Annotated in this window: 14 protein-coding genes; 12 read left to right on the top strand and 2 right to left on the bottom strand. The window is 70.9% G+C overall.

Annotation, left to right across the window (positions count from 1 at the left end; all coding sequences use genetic code 11):
* The first annotated feature begins 133 nt into the window (after positions 1-133).
* From ACIF8T_RS08300 to ACIF8T_RS08260, 9 genes are all read left to right on the top strand, one after another.
* Complete coding sequence (locus ACIF8T_RS08300; protein WP_400032497.1) at positions 134-748, top strand: riboflavin synthase; 615 nt, start codon at positions 134-136, stop codon at positions 746-748.
* The gene (locus tag ACIF8T_RS08295; protein WP_400032495.1) at positions 745-1386 is read left to right on the top strand and encodes a nicotinamide riboside transporter PnuC; all 642 of its coding nucleotides are present in this window, start codon (positions 745-747) and stop codon (positions 1384-1386) included. The genes ACIF8T_RS08300 and ACIF8T_RS08295 overlap by 4 nt, the downstream gene beginning before the upstream one ends.
* Positions 1383-2672: a bifunctional 3,4-dihydroxy-2-butanone-4-phosphate synthase/GTP cyclohydrolase II gene (locus tag ACIF8T_RS08290; RefSeq protein ID WP_400032493.1), complete on the top strand. Its 1290-nt coding sequence runs from the start codon at positions 1383-1385 to the stop codon at positions 2670-2672. Before ACIF8T_RS08295 ends, ACIF8T_RS08290 begins: the two co-directional genes overlap by 4 nt.
* 32 nt (positions 2673-2704) lie before the next feature.
* Positions 2705-3190, top strand: a complete 486-nt coding sequence (gene ribH, locus ACIF8T_RS08285; protein WP_400032491.1) for a 6,7-dimethyl-8-ribityllumazine synthase — start codon at positions 2705-2707, stop codon at positions 3188-3190.
* A 33-nt stretch (positions 3191-3223) separates the two neighbouring features.
* Positions 3224-3496, top strand: a complete 273-nt coding sequence (locus ACIF8T_RS08280) for a phosphoribosyl-ATP diphosphatase (protein WP_023552153.1) — start codon at positions 3224-3226, stop codon at positions 3494-3496.
* A 45-nt stretch (positions 3497-3541) separates the two neighbouring features.
* Complete coding sequence (gene hisG / locus ACIF8T_RS08275) at positions 3542-4390, top strand: ATP phosphoribosyltransferase (RefSeq protein WP_400032489.1); 849 nt, start codon at positions 3542-3544, stop codon at positions 4388-4390.
* Positions 4391-4410: 20 nt separating this feature from the next.
* Complete coding sequence (locus tag ACIF8T_RS08270; RefSeq protein WP_400032487.1) at positions 4411-4866, top strand: PH domain-containing protein; 456 nt, start codon at positions 4411-4413, stop codon at positions 4864-4866.
* A 245-nt stretch (positions 4867-5111) separates the two neighbouring features.
* Complete coding sequence (locus tag ACIF8T_RS08265; RefSeq protein ID WP_400032485.1) at positions 5112-6464, top strand: hemolysin family protein; 1353 nt, start codon at positions 5112-5114, stop codon at positions 6462-6464.
* Complete coding sequence (locus ACIF8T_RS08260; RefSeq protein WP_400032483.1) at positions 6461-7546, top strand: hemolysin family protein; 1086 nt, start codon at positions 6461-6463, stop codon at positions 7544-7546. The genes ACIF8T_RS08265 and ACIF8T_RS08260 overlap by 4 nt, the downstream gene beginning before the upstream one ends.
* Before the next feature lie 45 nt (positions 7547-7591).
* Here the strand turns inward: ACIF8T_RS08260 and ACIF8T_RS08255 are convergent, their stop codons facing one another.
* Both ACIF8T_RS08255 and ACIF8T_RS08250 read right to left on the bottom strand, forming a co-directional pair.
* A complete protein-coding gene (locus ACIF8T_RS08255) occupies positions 7592-9457 on the bottom strand; it encodes an AAA family ATPase (protein ID WP_400032481.1) in 1866 nt (621 codons plus the stop codon).
* Positions 9458-9908: 451 nt separating this feature from the next.
* The gene (locus ACIF8T_RS08250; RefSeq protein ID WP_400032479.1) at positions 9909-10457 is read right to left on the bottom strand and encodes a uridine kinase; all 549 of its coding nucleotides are present in this window, start codon (positions 10455-10457) and stop codon (positions 9909-9911) included.
* A gap of 315 nt (positions 10458-10772) precedes the next feature.
* On the opposite strand from ACIF8T_RS08250, the gene ACIF8T_RS08245 reads away from it, so the two are divergent.
* The 3 genes from ACIF8T_RS08245 to ACIF8T_RS08235 all read left to right on the top strand — a co-directional run bounded on the left by ACIF8T_RS08245 (position 10773) and on the right by ACIF8T_RS08235 (position 17285).
* Positions 10773-12170 carry a peptidase C39 family protein gene (locus ACIF8T_RS08245; protein WP_400032478.1) on the top strand — a complete coding sequence of 466 codons (1398 nt, stop codon included), beginning with the start codon at positions 10773-10775 and terminating at the stop codon, positions 12168-12170.
* Positions 12171-12637: 467 nt separating this feature from the next.
* The gene (locus tag ACIF8T_RS08240) at positions 12638-14170 is read left to right on the top strand and encodes an ATP-binding protein (RefSeq protein WP_400032477.1); all 1533 of its coding nucleotides are present in this window, start codon (positions 12638-12640) and stop codon (positions 14168-14170) included.
* 142 nt (positions 14171-14312) lie between these two features.
* Complete coding sequence (locus ACIF8T_RS08235; protein ID WP_400032475.1) at positions 14313-17285, top strand: Z1 domain-containing protein; 2973 nt, start codon at positions 14313-14315, stop codon at positions 17283-17285.
* Positions 17286-17289 lie beyond the last annotated feature (4 nt).

The following is a 17289-nucleotide window of genomic DNA, read 5'->3' as shown; positions in this document are numbered from 1 at the left end:
ACGTGCGCGCCGCCGTACCGGTCCGTCCACGCGACGGACTCCGTCCGGCGTCGTTCCCGGTGTCCTCGCCCGTACCTTCTGTCGTCATCGACAGCCCCGGAGTCCGTGCCCGAGAGGCAGGAGGACCCGGGAAGTGTTCACCGGAATCGTCGAAGAGCTGGGCGAGGTCACGGCCGTCGAGACCCTCGACGACGCCTGTCGCTTCCGGCTGCGGGGCCCCGTCGTCACCCAGGGCGCGAAGCACGGCGACTCCATCGCCGTCAACGGCGTCTGCCTCACCGTCGTCGAACACGAGGGCGACGAATTCACCGCCGACGTCATGGCCGAGACCCTCCGCCGCTCCAGCCTGGGCGCCCTCGCCGTCGGCTCCCGCGTCAACCTCGAACGCCCCACGGCCGTGGGCGAGCGCCTCGGCGGGCACATCGTGCAGGGACACGTCGACGGCACCGGGGAGATCCTGGCGCGCACCCCCTCCGAGCACTGGGAGATCGTGAAGATCTCCCTGCCGGCGGACCTCTCGCGCTACGTCGTCGAGAAGGGCTCCATCACCGTCGACGGCATCAGCCTCACCGTCGTCGACGCCGCCCGCGACCACTTCACGGTCAGCCTCATCCCGACCACCCTCGCCCTGACCACGCTCGGCCACAAGCAGCCCGGCGACCCGGTCAACCTCGAGGTGGACGTCATCGCCAAGTACGTCGAGCGGATGCTCGGCGACCGCACCGCTGCCGAGGGGGCGACCCGGTGAACTGGCTGAACTCCGAGGCCTTCACCCTGTTCGGCCAGCACATCCTCTGGTCGGACATGGTCGGCAACCTCTTCGGACTGGCGGCCCTCGCCCTCGGCTGGCGGCGCTCCCTGTGGACCTGGCCGGTGCAGTTCCTCGCCGGTCTCATCCTCTTCGCGGCCTTCTTCGGCCACCTGACCGGCAGCGCCGGCAAGCAGGTCGTCGTCATGGTCGTCGCGCTGTACGGCTGGTGGCAGTGGAACCGCCGCAAGGGACGGACCGAGGACGGCCAGATCGCCGTCCGGTTCGCCACCTGGCGCGAGCGCGCGGTCATGACCGCCGCGGCCGCCGCCGGCACGGTCGCCGTCGCCCTGCTCTTCAAGGCCTACCCGACCCTGTCCTGGGACCCCTGGCCCGACGCCTACATCTTCGTCGGCACGATCGTCGCGATGTACGCCCAGGCCCGCGGCATGGTCGAGTTCTGGTTCGCCTGGCTGCTCGTCGACCTCGTCGGCGTCCCCCTCAACTTCGCCAACGGCTACGCCTTCTCCGGCTTCGTCTACGTCATCTACGGCGCGCTCGTCCTGTGGGGCCTGCGCGACTGGTGGCTGCGCTCCCGCAAGGCCTCGCAGCCCGTCCCGGAAGGAGCGCCCGCATGACCGCGGCAACCGTCCTGTACAGCGCCGACGGCTACGAGGACCTCGCCCTCGACCCCGTCGAGCAGGCCATCGCCGACATCGCGGCCGGCCGGCCGGTCGTGGTCGTCGACGACGAGGACCGGGAGAACGAGGGCGACCTCGTCATCGCCGCCGAGAAGGCGACCCCCGAGATCATCGCGTTCATGATGAGCGAGTGCCGCGGCCTGATCTGCGCCCCGATGGAGGGCGACGAACTGGACCGGCTGCGACTGCCGCAGATGGTCGAGGACAACACCGAGTCGATGAAGACCGCCTTCACCGTCTCCGTGGACGCCTCCGCCGAGCACGGCGTGACCACCGGCATCTCGGCCGCCGACCGCGCCACCACGCTCCAACTGCTCGCGAGCGGCACCGCCGAGCCGTCCGACCTGGTCCGCCCCGGCCACGTCTTCCCGCTGCGCTCCCGGCCCGGCGGCGTGCTCGTGCGCAACGGCCACACCGAGGCCGCCGTCGACCTCGCCCGCCTCGCCGGGCTGCGCCCCGCCGGCGCCATCGTCGAGATCGCCGGCGAGGACGGCCGCATGCTCCGCCTGCCCGAGCTCGTCCCCTTCGCCCGCAAGCACGGCCTGACGATCATCTCCATCGAGGACCTGATCGCCTACCGGCGCTCCGCCGAGCCCACCGTCCGCCGCGAGGCCGAGGTCCGCCTGCCCACCGCCCACGGCACCTTCACGGCGTACGGCTACCGCTCCACCGTCGACGGCGTCGAGCACGTCGCCCTGGTGCACGGCGAGATCGGCGACGGCACGGACGTCCTGGTCCGGGTCCACTCCGAGTGCCTCACCGGCGACGTCTTCGGCTCCGCGCGCTGCGACTGCGGCCCCCAGCTGGACGCCTCCCTGGCCCGCGTCCAGTCCGAGGGCCGGGGAGTGGTGGTCTACCTGCGCGGCCACGAGGGACGCGGCATCGGCCTGATGTCCAAGCTGCGCGCCTACGAGCTCCAGGAGCGCGGCCGCGACACCCTGGACGCCAACCTCGAACTCGGTCTGCCCGCCGACGCCCGCGACTACGGCGCCGGGGCGCAGATCCTCGCCGACCTGGGCGTGCGCAGCGCGCGCGTGCTGACCAACAACCCCGACAAGACCGACGCGCTCGCCCGGCACGGCATCGAGGTCACCGGCCGCGAGCCGATGCCCGTCACCGCGGGCGAGCACAACCTCCGCTACCTGCGCACCAAGCGGGACCGGATGGGCCACGACCTGCCCTGGCTGGACACGCCGACCGTGCCCGCCTGCGGCAACCAGTAGAAGAACCGGGCAAGAGAGCACCGAGGAGAGACGTGAGCGGCAAGGGCGCACCCGAACTGACCGTACGCAACGTGGGGGACCTCAGGGTCGCCGTCGTCGCGGCGCAGTGGCACGAGAAGGTGATGAACGGCCTGGTGGACGGCGCCCTGCGCGCCCTGCACGACCTCGGCATCGACGAGCCGACCCTGCTGCGGGTCCCCGGCAGCTGGGAGCTCCCGGTCGTCGCCAAGGTGCTCGCGGGCCGCGGCTACGACGCGATCGTCGCCCTCGGCGTCGTCATCCGCGGCGGCACCCCCCACTTCGACTTCGTGTGCCAGGGCGTCACCCAGGGCCTCACCCAGGTGTCCGTCGACACCGGCGTCCCGGTCGGCTTCGGCGTGCTCACCTGCGACACCGAGGAGCAGGCCCTGGACCGGGCCGGCCTGGACGGCTCCAGCGAGGACAAGGGCCACGAGGCGGTGACGGCGGCGGTCGCCACGGCGGCCACGCTGCGCTCGGTATCCGAACCCTGGCGCTGAGGAACCCCCCGCACCGCGTAGGGTGGGACCACCATGTCCAAGAAGACGTTCGAGGAGCTCTTCACCGAGCTCCAGCAGAAGGCCGCCCACGGGGACCCCGCCACCTCCCGCACCGCCGAGCTGGTGGGCAAGGGCGTCCACGCCATCGGCAAGAAGGTCGTCGAAGAGGCCGCCGAGGTCTGGATGGCCGCCGAGTACGAGGGCAAGGAGGCGGCTGCCGAGGAGATCTCGCAGCTGCTGTACCACGTTCAGGTGATGATGGTCGCGCGCGGGATCTCCCTGGACGACGTCTACGCCCACCTGTGAACCGCACCCGTTCCCGTCCGACACCACGCAAAGGAAGCCGACCCCATGCTGCGCATCGCCGTCCCCAACAAGGGTTCCCTGTCCGGCCCTGCGGCGGAGATGCTGCATGAGGCCGGCTACCAGCAGCGCCGCGAGTCCAAGGAGCTGCGGATCGTCGACCCGGACAACGAGGTCGAGTTCTTCTACCTCCGCCCCCGCGACATCGCGATCTACGTCGCCTCCGGCCGGCTCGACATCGGCATCACCGGCCGCGACCTGCTCGTCGACTCCGGCGCCAACGCCGAGGAGATCCTGCCCCTCGGCTTCGCCCGCTCCACCTTCCGCTACGCCACCAAGCCCGGCACCGTCACCGACCTGGCGGACCTGAGCGGCAAGACGGTCGCCACCTCCTACGAGGGCATCGTCGCCAAGCACCTCGCCGACCACGGCATCGACGCCTCCGTCGTCCACCTCGACGGCGCCGTCGAGACGGCCGTCCAGCTCGGCGTCGCCGAGGTCATCGCGGACGTCGTCGAGACCGGCACCTCCCTGCGCAACGCGGGCCTGGAGGTCGTCGGCGAGCCGATCATGAAGTCCGAGGCCGTCGTCGTCCGCCGCACCGGCTCCGACGGCGAGGAGCCCAAGGTGCAGCAGTTCCTGCGCCGCCTCCAGGGCGTCCTGGTCGCCCGGACCTACGTGATGATGGACTACGACTGCCGCGTGGAGCAGCTGGAGAAGGCCGTCGCGCTGACCCCCGGCCTGGAGTCCCCGACCGTCTCCCCGCTGCACAACGAGGGCTGGGTCGCCGTCCGCGCCATGGTCCCGGCCAAGGAGGCACAGCGGATCATGGACGACCTGTACGACATCGGTGCCCGGGCCATCCTGACGACGGCCATCCACGCCTGCCGTCTCTGAGCCGGGAAAGCCGTACCGCGATGTCCGATCTGCCTGACCTGCCCGTCACCTTCCGGCCGGGCCGCACCCGTGCGGTCCTGCTCACCGCGGCCGTCGCCCTCTTCGTGGTCATCACGGCCGTCGCGATGCTGCTGAAGCAGCTCGGCCCCGGCGAGCGCCTCAGCTTCGTCTTCACGGCCGCCCTGCTGGCCGGCGTGCTGTGCCTGCTGGCCCGGCCGAAGGTCGCGGCCGACGAGGCCGGGGTGACCGTCGTCAACCTCACCAACAAGCGCCGCCTGGAGTGGGCCGAGATCCTCCGGGTCAACCTCCGTCCGGGCGACCCGTGGGTCTTCCTCGACCTCAGCGACGGCACCAGCCTGCCGGCCCTCGGCATCCAGCCGGGCATCGCCAAGCAGCGCGCCGTCGCCGACGCCCGCGCCCTGCGCGCCCTCGTCGAGGACCGCGCCACCCGCGACCCCGGGACGCCCCGGGGCTGACTCGGGGACTCCTCCGGGCGGTCCACCCTGCCGCAGCGGGCGCTGTCTTGATTAATCTGGTGGCGGAGACGCGATCGTCGCGTCTCCGCCCCTGTTGCCCCGCCCGGTGCACAGGGGTTCCTGCTACCCGAGGAGTGACCCCCTCCGGCGATGGACGGATCGTCCTGCAGTACCTGCGCCGCCCCCTGCCGACATAGCGCGGACCGCGTACACGCGTCCTGCGCACCTGCCGAGGCGGCGGCATCATGACCACCCCCCTGCTGCTCCTGGCAGCCGCTCTCCTGCTCATCCTCGCCAACGGCTTCTTCGTCGCCGCCGAGTTCGGCCTGGTGACGGTCGAGCGGGCGGACGCCGAGCGGGCCGCCGCCGACGGAGACCGACGGGCCCACCGGGTCGTCGAGTCCCTGAAGGAGCTGTCCTTCCAGCTCTCCGGCACCCAGCTCGGCATCACCCTCACCTCCCTGGTCGTCGGCATGCTCGCCGAACCGGCCCTGGCCGGGCTGCTGCACGGGCCGTTCACCGCGGTCGGCATCCCCGGCGGAGCCGTCTCCGGTGTCACGGTCGTCGTCGGCATGCTGCTGGCCTCCGCCGTGCAGATGGTGATCGGCGAGCTCGTGCCCAAGAACTGGGCCGTGTCCCGGCCCCTGCAGGTCGCGCGCTTCGTCGCCGGCCCGCAGCACGTCTTCGCACGGCTCTTCCGCCCGGTGATCGCCGCGCTCAACGCGGTCGCCAACCGCCTCGTGCGCGCCCTGGGCATCGAACCCACCGAGGAGCTGGCCTCCGCCCGCACCCCCGGCGAGCTCGTCTCCCTGGCCCGCCACTCCGCGCAGGCCGGCGCCCTCGAACAGGACACCGCGGACCTCTTCGTCCGCACCCTGTCCCTGGGCGAGCTCACCGCGCAGCACGTCATGACCCCCCGGGTGAAGGTCAGCGCCCTGCACTCCTCGGCCACCGCCGAGGACGTCGTCAACCTGACCCGCGCCACCGGCCTGTCCCGCTTCCCCGTCTACCGGGAGAAGATCGACGAGATCGTCGGCATGGTCCACCTCAAGGACGCCCTCGCGGTCCCGGCACCGGAGCGGCTGCGCACCCCGGCCGGCCGGATCGCCCGCCCGGCGCTGCTCGTCCCCGAGACGCTGCCCGTGCGGCCGCTGCTCGCCCGCCTGCGCAGCGAGCAGCCCATCGCGGTCGTCGTCGACGAGTACGGCGGCACGGCCGGCGTGGTCACGCTGGAGGACATCGTCGAGGAGATCGTCGGCGAGGTCCGCGACGAGCACGACGGACACGACGTGCCCGAGCTCGCCGCCGCCCCGCCCGAGGACGGCGCCCCCGCCTGGGACGCCGACGGCAGCTGCCGCGTCGACTCGCTGCGGCGCATCGGCCTCCAGGTGCCCGACGGCCCCTACGAGACCGTCGCCGGTCTGGTCGCCGACCTGCTCGGCCGCATCCCGGCCGTCGGCGACCGGGCCGAACTGCCCGGCTGGCGGCTGTCGGTGCGCCGGGTCGGCCACTACCGCGCCGAGCGCGTCCGCCTGGTCAGAACCGCCCCGCCGCCCGTGGCGGAGGCCGCCGCCGCTGCCGTGGAGGCCGCCCGATGAGCGTGCTCCAACTCGTCTTCGCCGCGCTCCTGGTGCTCGCCAACGGCTTCTTCGTCGGCGCCGAGTTCGCCCTCGTCTCCGTACGCCGCAGCCAGATCGAACCGCTCGGCACCGCCCGCGCCCGGCAGGTCCTGTACGGCCTGGAGCGGCTGCCGCAGATGATGGCCGCGGCCCAGTTCGGCATCACCGTCTGCTCGCTGACCCTGGGCGCGGTCGCCGAGCCGACGGTCGCGCACCTGCTGGAGCCGGTCTTCGAGTGGATCCACCTGCCGCACGGCATGATCCACCCGCTGACCTACGTGATCGCGCTGGCCGCCGTGGTCTTCTGCCACCTCGTCATCGGGGAGATGGTCCCGAAGAACCTGGCGATGGCGGCCCCGGAGAAGGCCGCCCTGTGGCTCAGCCCGGGCCTGGTCTGGTTCGCCCGCCTGTGCCGGCCGATCACCGTCGCCCTCGGCGCCTGCGCCCAGGCGATCCTGCGCCTCTTCCACGTCGAGCCCAAGGACGAGGTCGAGGCCGTCTTCACCAGCGAACAGCTCAACCGGCTGGTGGAGGACTCCGGCCAGGCCGGCCTCCTCGACCCGGAGGAGGCCGAGCGCCTGGAGGACGCCCTGGAGCTGGGCTCCCGCCCGGTGACGGACGTGCTGCTGCGGCGCGAGTCCCTGGTGACGGTCAGCCCGTCGGTCACCCCGGGCCGCATCGTGGAGCTCACGGCCCGCACCGGGTACTCCCGCTTCCCGGTCGCCGCGCAGAACGGCGCCTTCATGGGCTACCTGCACGTGAAGGACGTCCTCGACCTGGAGGACTCCGACCGGGCGGTGCCGCAGCAGCTGTGGCGGCCGATGACCACGCTCCGGTCCGAGCTGCCGCTCGACGACGCCCTGACGGTGATGCGCCGGGCCGCCACGCACCTGGCCCAGGTCGCCGACGCCTCCGGGCGGATCCTCGGGCTGGTCGCGCTGGAGGACGTGCTGGAACTGCTGGTCGGGGAGGTGAAGGACCCGGCGCACCGGGAGGCCGTCGAGGCGAGGGTGGCCGAACCGCGGGTCAGCGGCACGCCCGAGCAGGCGCTGGCCACCTAGCCGGACCGGCCGCCGGACGGCACGGGCGCCCGCGGGACCCGCCGGTCACATGGCCGACGGGTCCCGGGGGCCCCGCCCCGACAGCACCTCCCCGTACGCCTGCATCAGGTCCGGCAGCCGCAGCGTCGCCAGGTCGTCCCGGGTCAGCGCCCCGGGGTAAGCGGACAGCCGCAGGTCCCGGTAGGCGCAGCTCTTCTCGTACAGGGTGCGCAGGAACCGCCCGTTGCCGAGTTCGTCGATCCACCCCTGGTCGACGACGTGCCCGGCGATGGACCGCAGCTCGTCCAGGGCCTCCTCGTCCCAGACGTCGCCGTTCTCGGCGGCGAGGACCTTGCCGATCTCGGTGAGTTCCTGGGGGCGGTAGGACGGGAAGTCGACGCGGGTGGTGAAGCGCGAGGACAGCCCCGGGTTGGCGGTCAGCAGGCGGTCCATGCCCTCGGGGTAGCCGGCCAGGATCACCACGAGGTGGTCGCGGTTGTCCTCCGCCCGCTTCAGCAGCACCTGGAGGGCCTCGTCGCCGTAGGCGTCGCCCTTGCCGTAGCCGGAGTTGGAGAGGGCGTAGGCCTCGTCGACGAAGAGGACCCCGCCCAGCGCGGAGTCGATGAGCTCGTTGGCCTTCACGGCCGTCTGCCCGAGGTACTCGCCGACCAGGTCGGCCCGCTGGGCCTCCACCAGGTGGTCGCCGCCGAGCAGACCGAGGGCGTAGAAGACCCGGCCCAGGATGCGGGCGACCGTGGTCTTGCCGGTGCCGGACGGGCCGGAGAAGACGAAGTGCCGCTTGGGCGGCTGCACCGGCAGCCCCTGCCCGGCCCGCAGCCGGGCCATGTTCAGCTGCGCCGACAAAGCCCTGACCTGCCGTTTCACCGGTTCCAGGCCCACCATCCGCTCCAGCTCGGCGAGCGCCTGCTCCAGTAAGGCGGGATCGGTGGGCCCGGTGGGCAGCGACGGGACGGGCGTGCCGGCCTTCTCGCGGTACGCCGGGCCGGTCATCGACGGCGGGGGAGCGGACGGCGGCGGCTCGCAGGCGGACAGCCTCAGGTCGCGCTCCTCGGTGCCGAAGATCGGGTCGAGGGCGTCGGGGCCGTCCCCGGCGTCCTGGCCGGCGCCGGTCAGCGTGATCGCGGCGAGGTCGGCGGAGTCGTCGTACTCGTCCCCCTCGGCGATCGCCGCGAGCCGGGCCGAGGTGTCCATGAAGGCCGGGTCGACGCGGTGCACCGCCCGGTACAGGGGGAGCGCGGCGGCGCTGCGGCCGGTGCCCTCGCGGGCCCGGGCCAGCCAGTAGCGCAGCTCCTTGCGCTGCGGCTGCTCGCTGCGGCACCGCATCAGGGCGGCGGACAGCAGCGGCTCGGCCTGCCCGTACATCTCCAGGCGGACCCGGGCCATGCCGCCGAACAGGCCCGCCTCGATGCCGAGCAGCGGATCGTCGAGGAGCGGGTCGGTGTGGCGGACCAGCCGCTCCCAGTCCTTGACCAGGTAGGCGCGGCAGGCGTGCAGGAAGCGGACCTGCGGGTCGGTGTCGACCGGGGGCAGTCCGGCGAGCGCCCGGTCCAGCTCCGGGACGTGGCGGCCGTCCAGCCAGTGGGAGGCGTGCGCGAGCAGCAGGTCGCGGGGGCTCTCCAGCACGGGCTGCACCCACCAGCCCAGCCAGTACCAGGAGTTGAGCGTGCGGCGGTGGCGGGCGCGCTGCTCGCCGAAGCGGTCCCGGTGCCGGAACATCCGCAGCAGCGCGGTCGTGGTGTCGACGCGCAGGGCGTGCAGCCCGAGCCAGGCGTCGGCCATCCCGGGGTCCATGCGCACGGCGGCCCGGAACTCCTCCTCCGCCTGCGGGTAGCCGCCCATGGTGTAGGCGTCCACGCCCCGCAGCCAGGCGAGGTCGGCGGGGGCCTGCGGGCCCTGCGTGCCGAAGTCCATCACGTCCCCCACAAACCGTGCCCCCGTCGGTGTGCCGCCGGGCCGTCACCCGCCGGCTGCCTTGGTCGAACCGCTGTGCCGCGGACCGGAGTTGCAAGGTGCGCGCAGCAGCTGTCCGTAGGTCGCACCGAGGGCATCGTACCCGCGGGGGCGTCGCCCCCGTAGGGTGCCGCCGGGGCCGTCCGGCGAGGTGGGAGCACAGGGGGCGCACAGCGCACGGTGACCGAGGGTGAGTGCCCGGCGCCCGCGGGCGCCGGGAAAACCGGACGCGGGCAGAACGAAGCCCCCGGTCACGGGGGAACAACCGGGGGCTTCGCGTCGGTCGGCGGCCCCACAGGGCCGCACATTGAGAACGTAAGACCTGTACGGCCCCCCGGTCAAGCCGAGTTGGAGACTCCGGAAAGTTGAAAGACAGGCCTCTTCACACGTTCAGCACATTGCCGATGGCCCCTCACCCAGAGTGAGCGGCGGGACCGGACACAGCCGTCCCACCAGGCCCGTCGGACACCTCGTATCCCTCGGAACTCTGCCGTACCAGCAGGTCGGCGAACGGCCGCGAGGGGTCCGCCGCGAAGTGCCGCCGCTCCGCCGGGACCCAGCCGTCCCAGAACTCCCGCTGCTCCTCGCCGTCCCGCGACCGACCCCGCGCCCAGGCCTCCTCGCACGGCAGCTCCATCCACAGCAGCAGCGCCAGACGGGGGCGCAGCGCCCGGCGGCCCGCGCCGACCCCCTCGACGAGGACCACGGGGGCGGGCGGCAGCGGACGCGGCGGGCCGAAGCGGCGGGCCCGCCAGTCGTAGGGCGTGTAGTGCGCGGTCTCGCCGCGGCCGAGCGGTTCGACCACCTGGCGCAGCAGCCGCCCGGTCCAGCCGAACAGCTCGTCGTGGCAGGCGATGTCGTCGAGGTGCAGCACGGGCGCGCCGTCCAGCTCGGCCGCCAGCCGCCCGGCGAACGTCGACTTCCCCGAGCCCGCGTGCCCGTCGACGCCGATCAGGCGCACGGGCCCGCAGGAGGGCGGGAGGCGGCGGATCCGGGAGGCGAGGGCGTGGATGGCGGTTCCTGGGAGGTGCGGAGGGGCGGGTGCCGTGCCCCGCACTCTAACGGCGGTGCACGCGCGCGTGCCATGCCGCCCGGCGGACGGTGCCACGGGCCGCCGCCCGGAGCGGTGCCACTGGTCGACGCCAATATTGGTGGCCGCGGCACGCGCCGAGGTGCTGGCCAGCCCTTCCCGGCTGTGCTCATATGTGGCGCACATCCGTGCAACCGGCCGTGCACCTGGACCCGCCCGACTCCGACACCTGGGGGTCTTCCGCCCATGAGCAGAGCCGAACAGCCGTCCCGCAGGACCGTCCTGGCGGCCGCGGTCGCCGCCGCCGTCGCGGGCGGCGCGGGCCCCGCGTCCGCCGCCCCCGCGTCCGCCGCCCCCGCCGGCGGCGCCGCGGGCCCCGGCCGGACCCCGGTCCGCCCCGCCGCCGACCCGGCCCGCACCGTCGACAACCGCGCCTGGACGACGTACGCCGACTGGCTCGGCGGGACGGCGCAGGGCACGCGCGCCGTCGCCGGCCTCCGTCCCGGCGTCGTCATCGACACCCCCGAGGGCACCACCGACTACACCGACCCGCACTCCGGCCGCACCGCCTCCTGGGAGTACGCGCGGTGGACCTCTCCGGTCCACCGGTTCGCCGTGCCCGCGACCGAGGTGATCGCCTCCTGGAACGCCCGCACCCCGGCCGGCACCTGGCTCCAGGTCGACCTCCGGGCCACCTACTCCGACGGCACCGCCTCGCCCTGGTACGTGATGGGCCGCTGGGCCGCCGGCGACCAGGACATCCGGCGGACCTCGGTCGACGACCAGGGCGACGGCAGGAGCACGGTCTGGACGGACACCCTCGCCGTCGACGCCCCGGGATCGGGGCTGCGCGTCGTCGCCTGCCGGCTGCGGCTGACCCTGTACCGCAGGCCGGGCGGCGGGGCCACGCCGACCGTGTGGCGGCTGGGCGCGATGGGCTCCGACGTCCCCGACCGCTTCACCGTCCCCGCCTCCGAGCCCGGCCCGGCCGGGGAGCTGACCGTCCCGCGCTACTCGCAGGAGATCCACAAGGGCCAGTACCCCGAGTACGACAACGGCGGCGAGGCCTGGTGCAGCCCGACCTCCTCGCAGATGGTCGTCGAGTACTGGGGCGGCCGGCTCACCCCGCAGCAGCTCGCCTGGGTGGACCCGTCGTACGCCGACCCGCAGGTGTGCCACGCGGCCCGGTACACCTACGACCACCAGTACGCCGGCTGCGGCAACTGGCCGTTCAACGCCGCCTACGCGGCCACCTTCCCGGACCTGCGGGGCGTGGTCACCCGGCTCGGCTCCCTCACCGACCTGGAGACGCTGATCGGGGCCGGCATCCCGGCCATCACCTCCCAGTCCTTCGTGAAGGGGGAGCTGACCGGGGCGGGGTACGGCACCGCGGGGCACCTGATGACGGTGATCGGCTTCACCGCCGACGGCGACGTGATCGCCAACGACCCCGCCTCGCCCACCAACGACGCGGTGCGGCGGGTGTACCGCCGCCGTGAGTTCGAGAACATCTGGCTCAGGACCAAGCGGTACAACGCGAAGGGCCAGGTCAAAAGCGGTACGGGAGGCATCTGTTACATCATCTTCCCCGTGAAGTCAGCACCGAGTCAGCAGCGCGCTCTACGCGCGCTCGGCATCCGCTGATCCGACGTCGTCTCTACGGCCGCGGCGCCCGCGCTCCGCCGTGACCCCGAGAGACCTGTGCCCCATCAGGCAGGCCGCGGCGGTCGCGGGGGACACCGTTACTCAAGGTCACGGCGGAGCGGCCTCACGAAGCTCCCGGACTAGCAGCTTGCACACGAGAAAAGGAACGCGTGCCCGAATGACTCGGCGTCTCCGGTGATCGGTGAATTCCCTGGGCCGATCATCGGAAAGAGCGGAATGGGAGAGAGGGCAGGGGAGCGCTCCACACGTCCAAGACGTGTGATGACGCCCGATGTCTGGGCGCGTGAGTTCGAAGCCGTTCGAGAGCCCGTCGATGCTCGTTGCGGGACGGGAGACGGCTACTGTCAACGAAAGGACACTTTTCCGTCACTCGCTGCCGTTCCTGTCGGTACCCTTCGCTATGGTCTTCTCGGATTGTTCAAAAGCGCACCATCTCAGGGCGGGCCATGGCAGACGAGTGGAAGTTCGAAGTACCTACGACGGGCAGCAAGCACCTCCCGCCGGACGCCCGGTACATGGAGGCGCTGAGCAGCCAGGGGTACAGCTTCGAAGTCGCCATCGCGGACCTGGTCGACAACTCGATCGACGCAGGCGCGAAGGACGTGGTGATCCACTTCCTGCGGGAAGACGATCGACTGGTCAGCCTGCTGATCATCGATGACGGCAAGGGCATGACCGAGGAGGAGCTGGACGTCGCGATGACGGTCGGTGGTCGTCGGAACTACGACGTCCAGGCGCTCGGCATGTTCGGCACGGGACTGAAGTCCGCTTCCCTCAGCCATGCCTCTTCGGTCACCGTGGTAAGCAAGACGCGCCGGACGCGTGCCGTCGGCCGGCGGTGGCTGATGGAACGGGCCGTGACGGGCTTCCAGTGCGACATCGTCGCGTCCGACTACGCGCAGTTGCTCATCGACCGTTACGCCGGCCGCCCCATCGTCTGGCAGGGAACCGTCATCCGGTGGGATGGAGTCAAGAACTTCCCCCAGTACGGCGGAGGCGGCCAGACGGACCGCTATCTGCACCGCACGATCAACAAGCTCGGCCTTCACCTCGGCCTGCACCTGCACCGCTTCCTGGAACGCGACGACTTCAACATCACGATCGCGGTGGAGGACGTCACCACGGGCACGGAGTACATGAACTTCGGGGTCGAGCCGTTGAACCCCTTCGCGTACCCCGTCACCGGCCACCCCGACTACCCGCGTTCCTTCGTCGCCGAGGTGCCATCGATCGGGCCGGTCCGCTTCGAGGCGCACATCTGGCCGCCGAAGTCCACGCTCGACGAGTACAAGGCCGTCGGATCGGTCACGGACCGCCAGGGCTTCTACTTCTACCGTCACAACCGCCTGGTTCAGGCAGGTGGTTGGAACAACTTCCGGCAGCCGGATCAGCACCTCGCTCTCGCCCGGGTCGTCGTCGACCTCCCCGAGGATTCGGGAAAGGTCTTCCGGCTCAGCGTGAAGAAGGACGGCGTCGAGATGTCCCCCGAGGTCGTCGCCGCCCTCGAACACGCTCGGAACGAGGACGGACGCTCCTTCACGCATTACGTGACGGATGCCGACACCGTCTACCGCGAGGCCCGCAAGAAGTCGGGAACCACGCGCAAGCCGGTGATCGGCCCCGGCAAGGGTGTCGACCCCTCCGTGCGCGAGACCATCGAGGACGAGCTGCCTCTGATTCCGGCGGAGGATCCGATCTCGATCCGCTGGCAGAAGCTCGACAACAGTGTCTTCTTCGAGGTGGACCGCGAGGAGCGCGCGATCCACCTGAACCAGCACTACCGGGCGGCGATCCTGGGAGGGCGGAGAGGCGGACTCAACGACGCGCCGGTCCTCAAGTCCCTCATGTACCTGCTGCTCCACCAGGTCTTCGAGAAGGAATACAGCGGCCCTCGGGAGAAGGACAACCTCCAACTGTGGCAGTCCGTGCTGGTGTCCGCCGCGCGAGCGGAACTGGAACGGATGACCGACGACGATTGACAGGCGGCGCCTCCCGAGCCGTACCGGCCGACCGCCGAGGCATCGGCCGGCGGCAACGTGGACCGGCTCGAACCGCCCGCGGTCTTTCCCTGCTCCGACCGACCTCCTTTCACCGACTTCTTCGATCGATGAGGATCCTCGAATGACCGACTCCGACCAGCTCAGGCTCGAACTGCACAGCGCCGCCCTGGCGGACATGAGCGGCAGCAAGCCCAAGAGACTGGTACGCGCCCTGGAGTATCAGGCGGAGGATCTGCCTCCCGAGGCCGAACGCCACACCACCGAGGAGGACTTCCGGGATGCCCTGCGCTCCGCTCACCCTATCGACCGGCTCGTCGAGCTGTGGCGCAAGCAGCTCACACGGTGGGACTATGCGGAGAAACCGGTCTGGTCCACATCCGATGCCCGCACGGACGAGCGCCGCGCGGACGTCCACCGCCTGCTCGCTCTCCAACAGGAGACCAGCAAGCTGCTCGACGAGCTGATCCCGGTCGCCAAGGCCGCTGCCCCGGTCGTCATCAGTGACGAGTTCACGCCCTGGTACACCCCACAGTCCCAGCAGGGACGCCAGTGGTACTGGCCCGCCTATCGCAGCCTTCTCGTGGGGAAAGGCTGGCCCGAACGTGCGGTGGCCGGGCTCGACATCGCCACCGACCGCGTGGTGGAACGTCTGGCCGACCCGACCAGGCCGGAGGCATATCAGTCGAAAGGGCTGGTGGTCGGTTACGTCCAGTCGGGCAAGACGGCCAACTTCACGGGCGTCATAGCCAAAGCGGTGGATGCCGGCTACCGCCTCGTCATCGTCCTCGGCGGCACGCTCAACATGTTGCGGGGACAGACCCAACGACGGCTCGACATGGAGCTCGTCGGCCGGGAGAACATCCTGCGCGGCGCGAGCGAGTACGAGTCGGACTACGCCGACGACCCGGCGTGGAACAAGGGGAAGTTCCTCACCTTCGGAGGCCTCCCCTCGGCGCTGGGAGCCTTCGACATCGTCCGCATGACCACCAGGGACCACGACTACAAGAGCCTGCTCCAGGGGATCGTCGCCCTGGAGTTCGAAAAGCAGGAGCCCGCGCTCCCGCTCTACGACCCGCGGAACCTGCACCGCTCCTCGGCGCGCCTCATGGTCGTCAAGAAGAACAAGACGGTGCTGACCAAGCTGGTCAAGGACCTCAGAAAGATCAAGACGCCGCTGTCGGAAATTCCGGTCCTGATTGTCGACGACGAGTCCGATGAGGCTTCGGTGAACACCTCCAAACTGGAGAAGTCGGACAGCGAGCGGACCGCGATCAACCAGAAGATCTCCGAACTGCTGAAGATGCTGCCGCGCGCCCAGTACGTCGGCTACACGGCCACGCCGTTCGCGAACGTCTTCGTGGATCCCAGCGACGCCCAGGACATCTTCCCGAGGGACTTCATCATCTCGCTCCCGCGTCCCGACGGTTACATGGGCGCCCGGGACTTCCACGACCTGGACTCTGTCGTCCCGCCGGAGGAGCGGACCTTCGCCAACTCCAACGAGAAGGCCCACGTCCGCGACATCGTGGTGCAGGATGAAGACGACGACACCTGTCTCCAGCGCGCCATGGACATGTTCGTCCTCACGGCCGCCGTGAAGCTCTACCGCGAGGACAAGGGCGGCCTCGGCGAGCGCTTCTTCCAGCACCACACCATGCTGATCCACGAATCCGTACGGATCGATGCCCAGCGCGAACTGCTGGGCAGGGTCACGCAGCTGTGGTGGAACTCCGGGTACATGGGCGCGAGGGGGCATGAGCGGCTGCGGGAACTGTTCGAGACCGACATCGCCCCGGTCTCCGCGGTACGCGCCGACGGACACGCCGTTCCCGTCTCCTACGAGGAACTCCTTCCGTACATCGGACCCGCCGCCATGCGCATCGGCGGTGACGACCAGCCGATCATCGTGGTCAACGGGGACAAGGACATCGAGACCGGTGAGGCGGATTTCGACAAGCGATCGATCTGGAAGATCCTTATCGGTGGCCAGAAGCTCTCCCGCGGTTTCACCGTCGAAGGTCTGACCGTCTCCTACTTCCGCCGCCGCGCCGGCAACGCCTCGACCCTCATGCAGATGGGCCGCTGGTTCGGCTTCCGGGAGGGATACCGCGACCTCGTGCGGCTCTGTCTCGGGCGCGAGGAGACGGTGGGCAAGAAGGAGATCGACCTGTACGAGGCCTTCGAGGCCATCTGCCTGGACGAGGAGAGCTTCCGCTCCGAACTGGAGCAGTACTCCGTCGTGATCGACGGTCTACCCCAGATCACTCCCGCCCAGGTGCCGCCTCTGGTCTCGCAGCACCTGCCCTGGCTCAAGCCGACGAGCCCCAACAAGATGTACAACGCCCGGCTGGTGGAGGTGCGCTCGCCCGGCCAGTGGCAGGAGCCGACCGCCTATCCGATCAAAGCCGTGGATCTGCAGCACAACACCACGCTGTGGACTCCCGTTCTGGAGGCGCTGTCCACTGCCTCCACCACCTTCGCGTACCGCTTCGAGGAGGAAGGGGTCATCCACCGGTTCGAGGCCTTCACCGGTCGTCTCTCGGCAGCCGAGTTCCTCGGTCTCGTCGAGAACCTCAAGTGGTACGCCCCGTCGCAGTTCGATCCTCACCGCACCTACCTTCAGGAGATCACCAACACAGTCCCGGCGCAGGTCGACGACTGGGTCGTTCTGGCACCGCAGCTCACAGGGCGCGGCAAACAGGACGTGGTCATCGGGAGCGAGGGGCGCTCTTACTCCTGGTTCGCCCGCGACCGTCGTCGTGGCCCCCTGTTCGGTGCGATCAGCGACCGCAAGCACCGCGCGGTTCCGCTGCGTATCGCGGGTGCCCTGACCGGCTCGGGGGATCAGGCGACGGAGCAACTCGTCGGCGACCGGCGCGGTGTGGTCGTGCTGTATCCGATCATCGAGTCCGCTCACCGTGCGGAGCTCGGCACGGACGGGCGCATCGACCCTGGCAAGCTGGTGCTCGCCTTCTCCTTCGTGGCGCCGTCCTCCGCGCGAAGCGGCGACGGCCGGGTCGTCCGCTTCACCACCATCGACTCCTCGAAGAAGGGCTCGCCGATCATCGACGCGAGCGACGCCGATCGTTCCTGAGGCT

It is taken from the genome of Streptomyces sp. NPDC085946 (assembly GCF_044540485.1).
Taxonomy (GTDB): domain Bacteria; phylum Actinomycetota; class Actinomycetes; order Streptomycetales; family Streptomycetaceae; genus Streptomyces.
The sequence above is the reverse complement of the archived record's forward strand: the minus strand, read 5'-3'. Positions and strand labels throughout refer to the sequence as shown.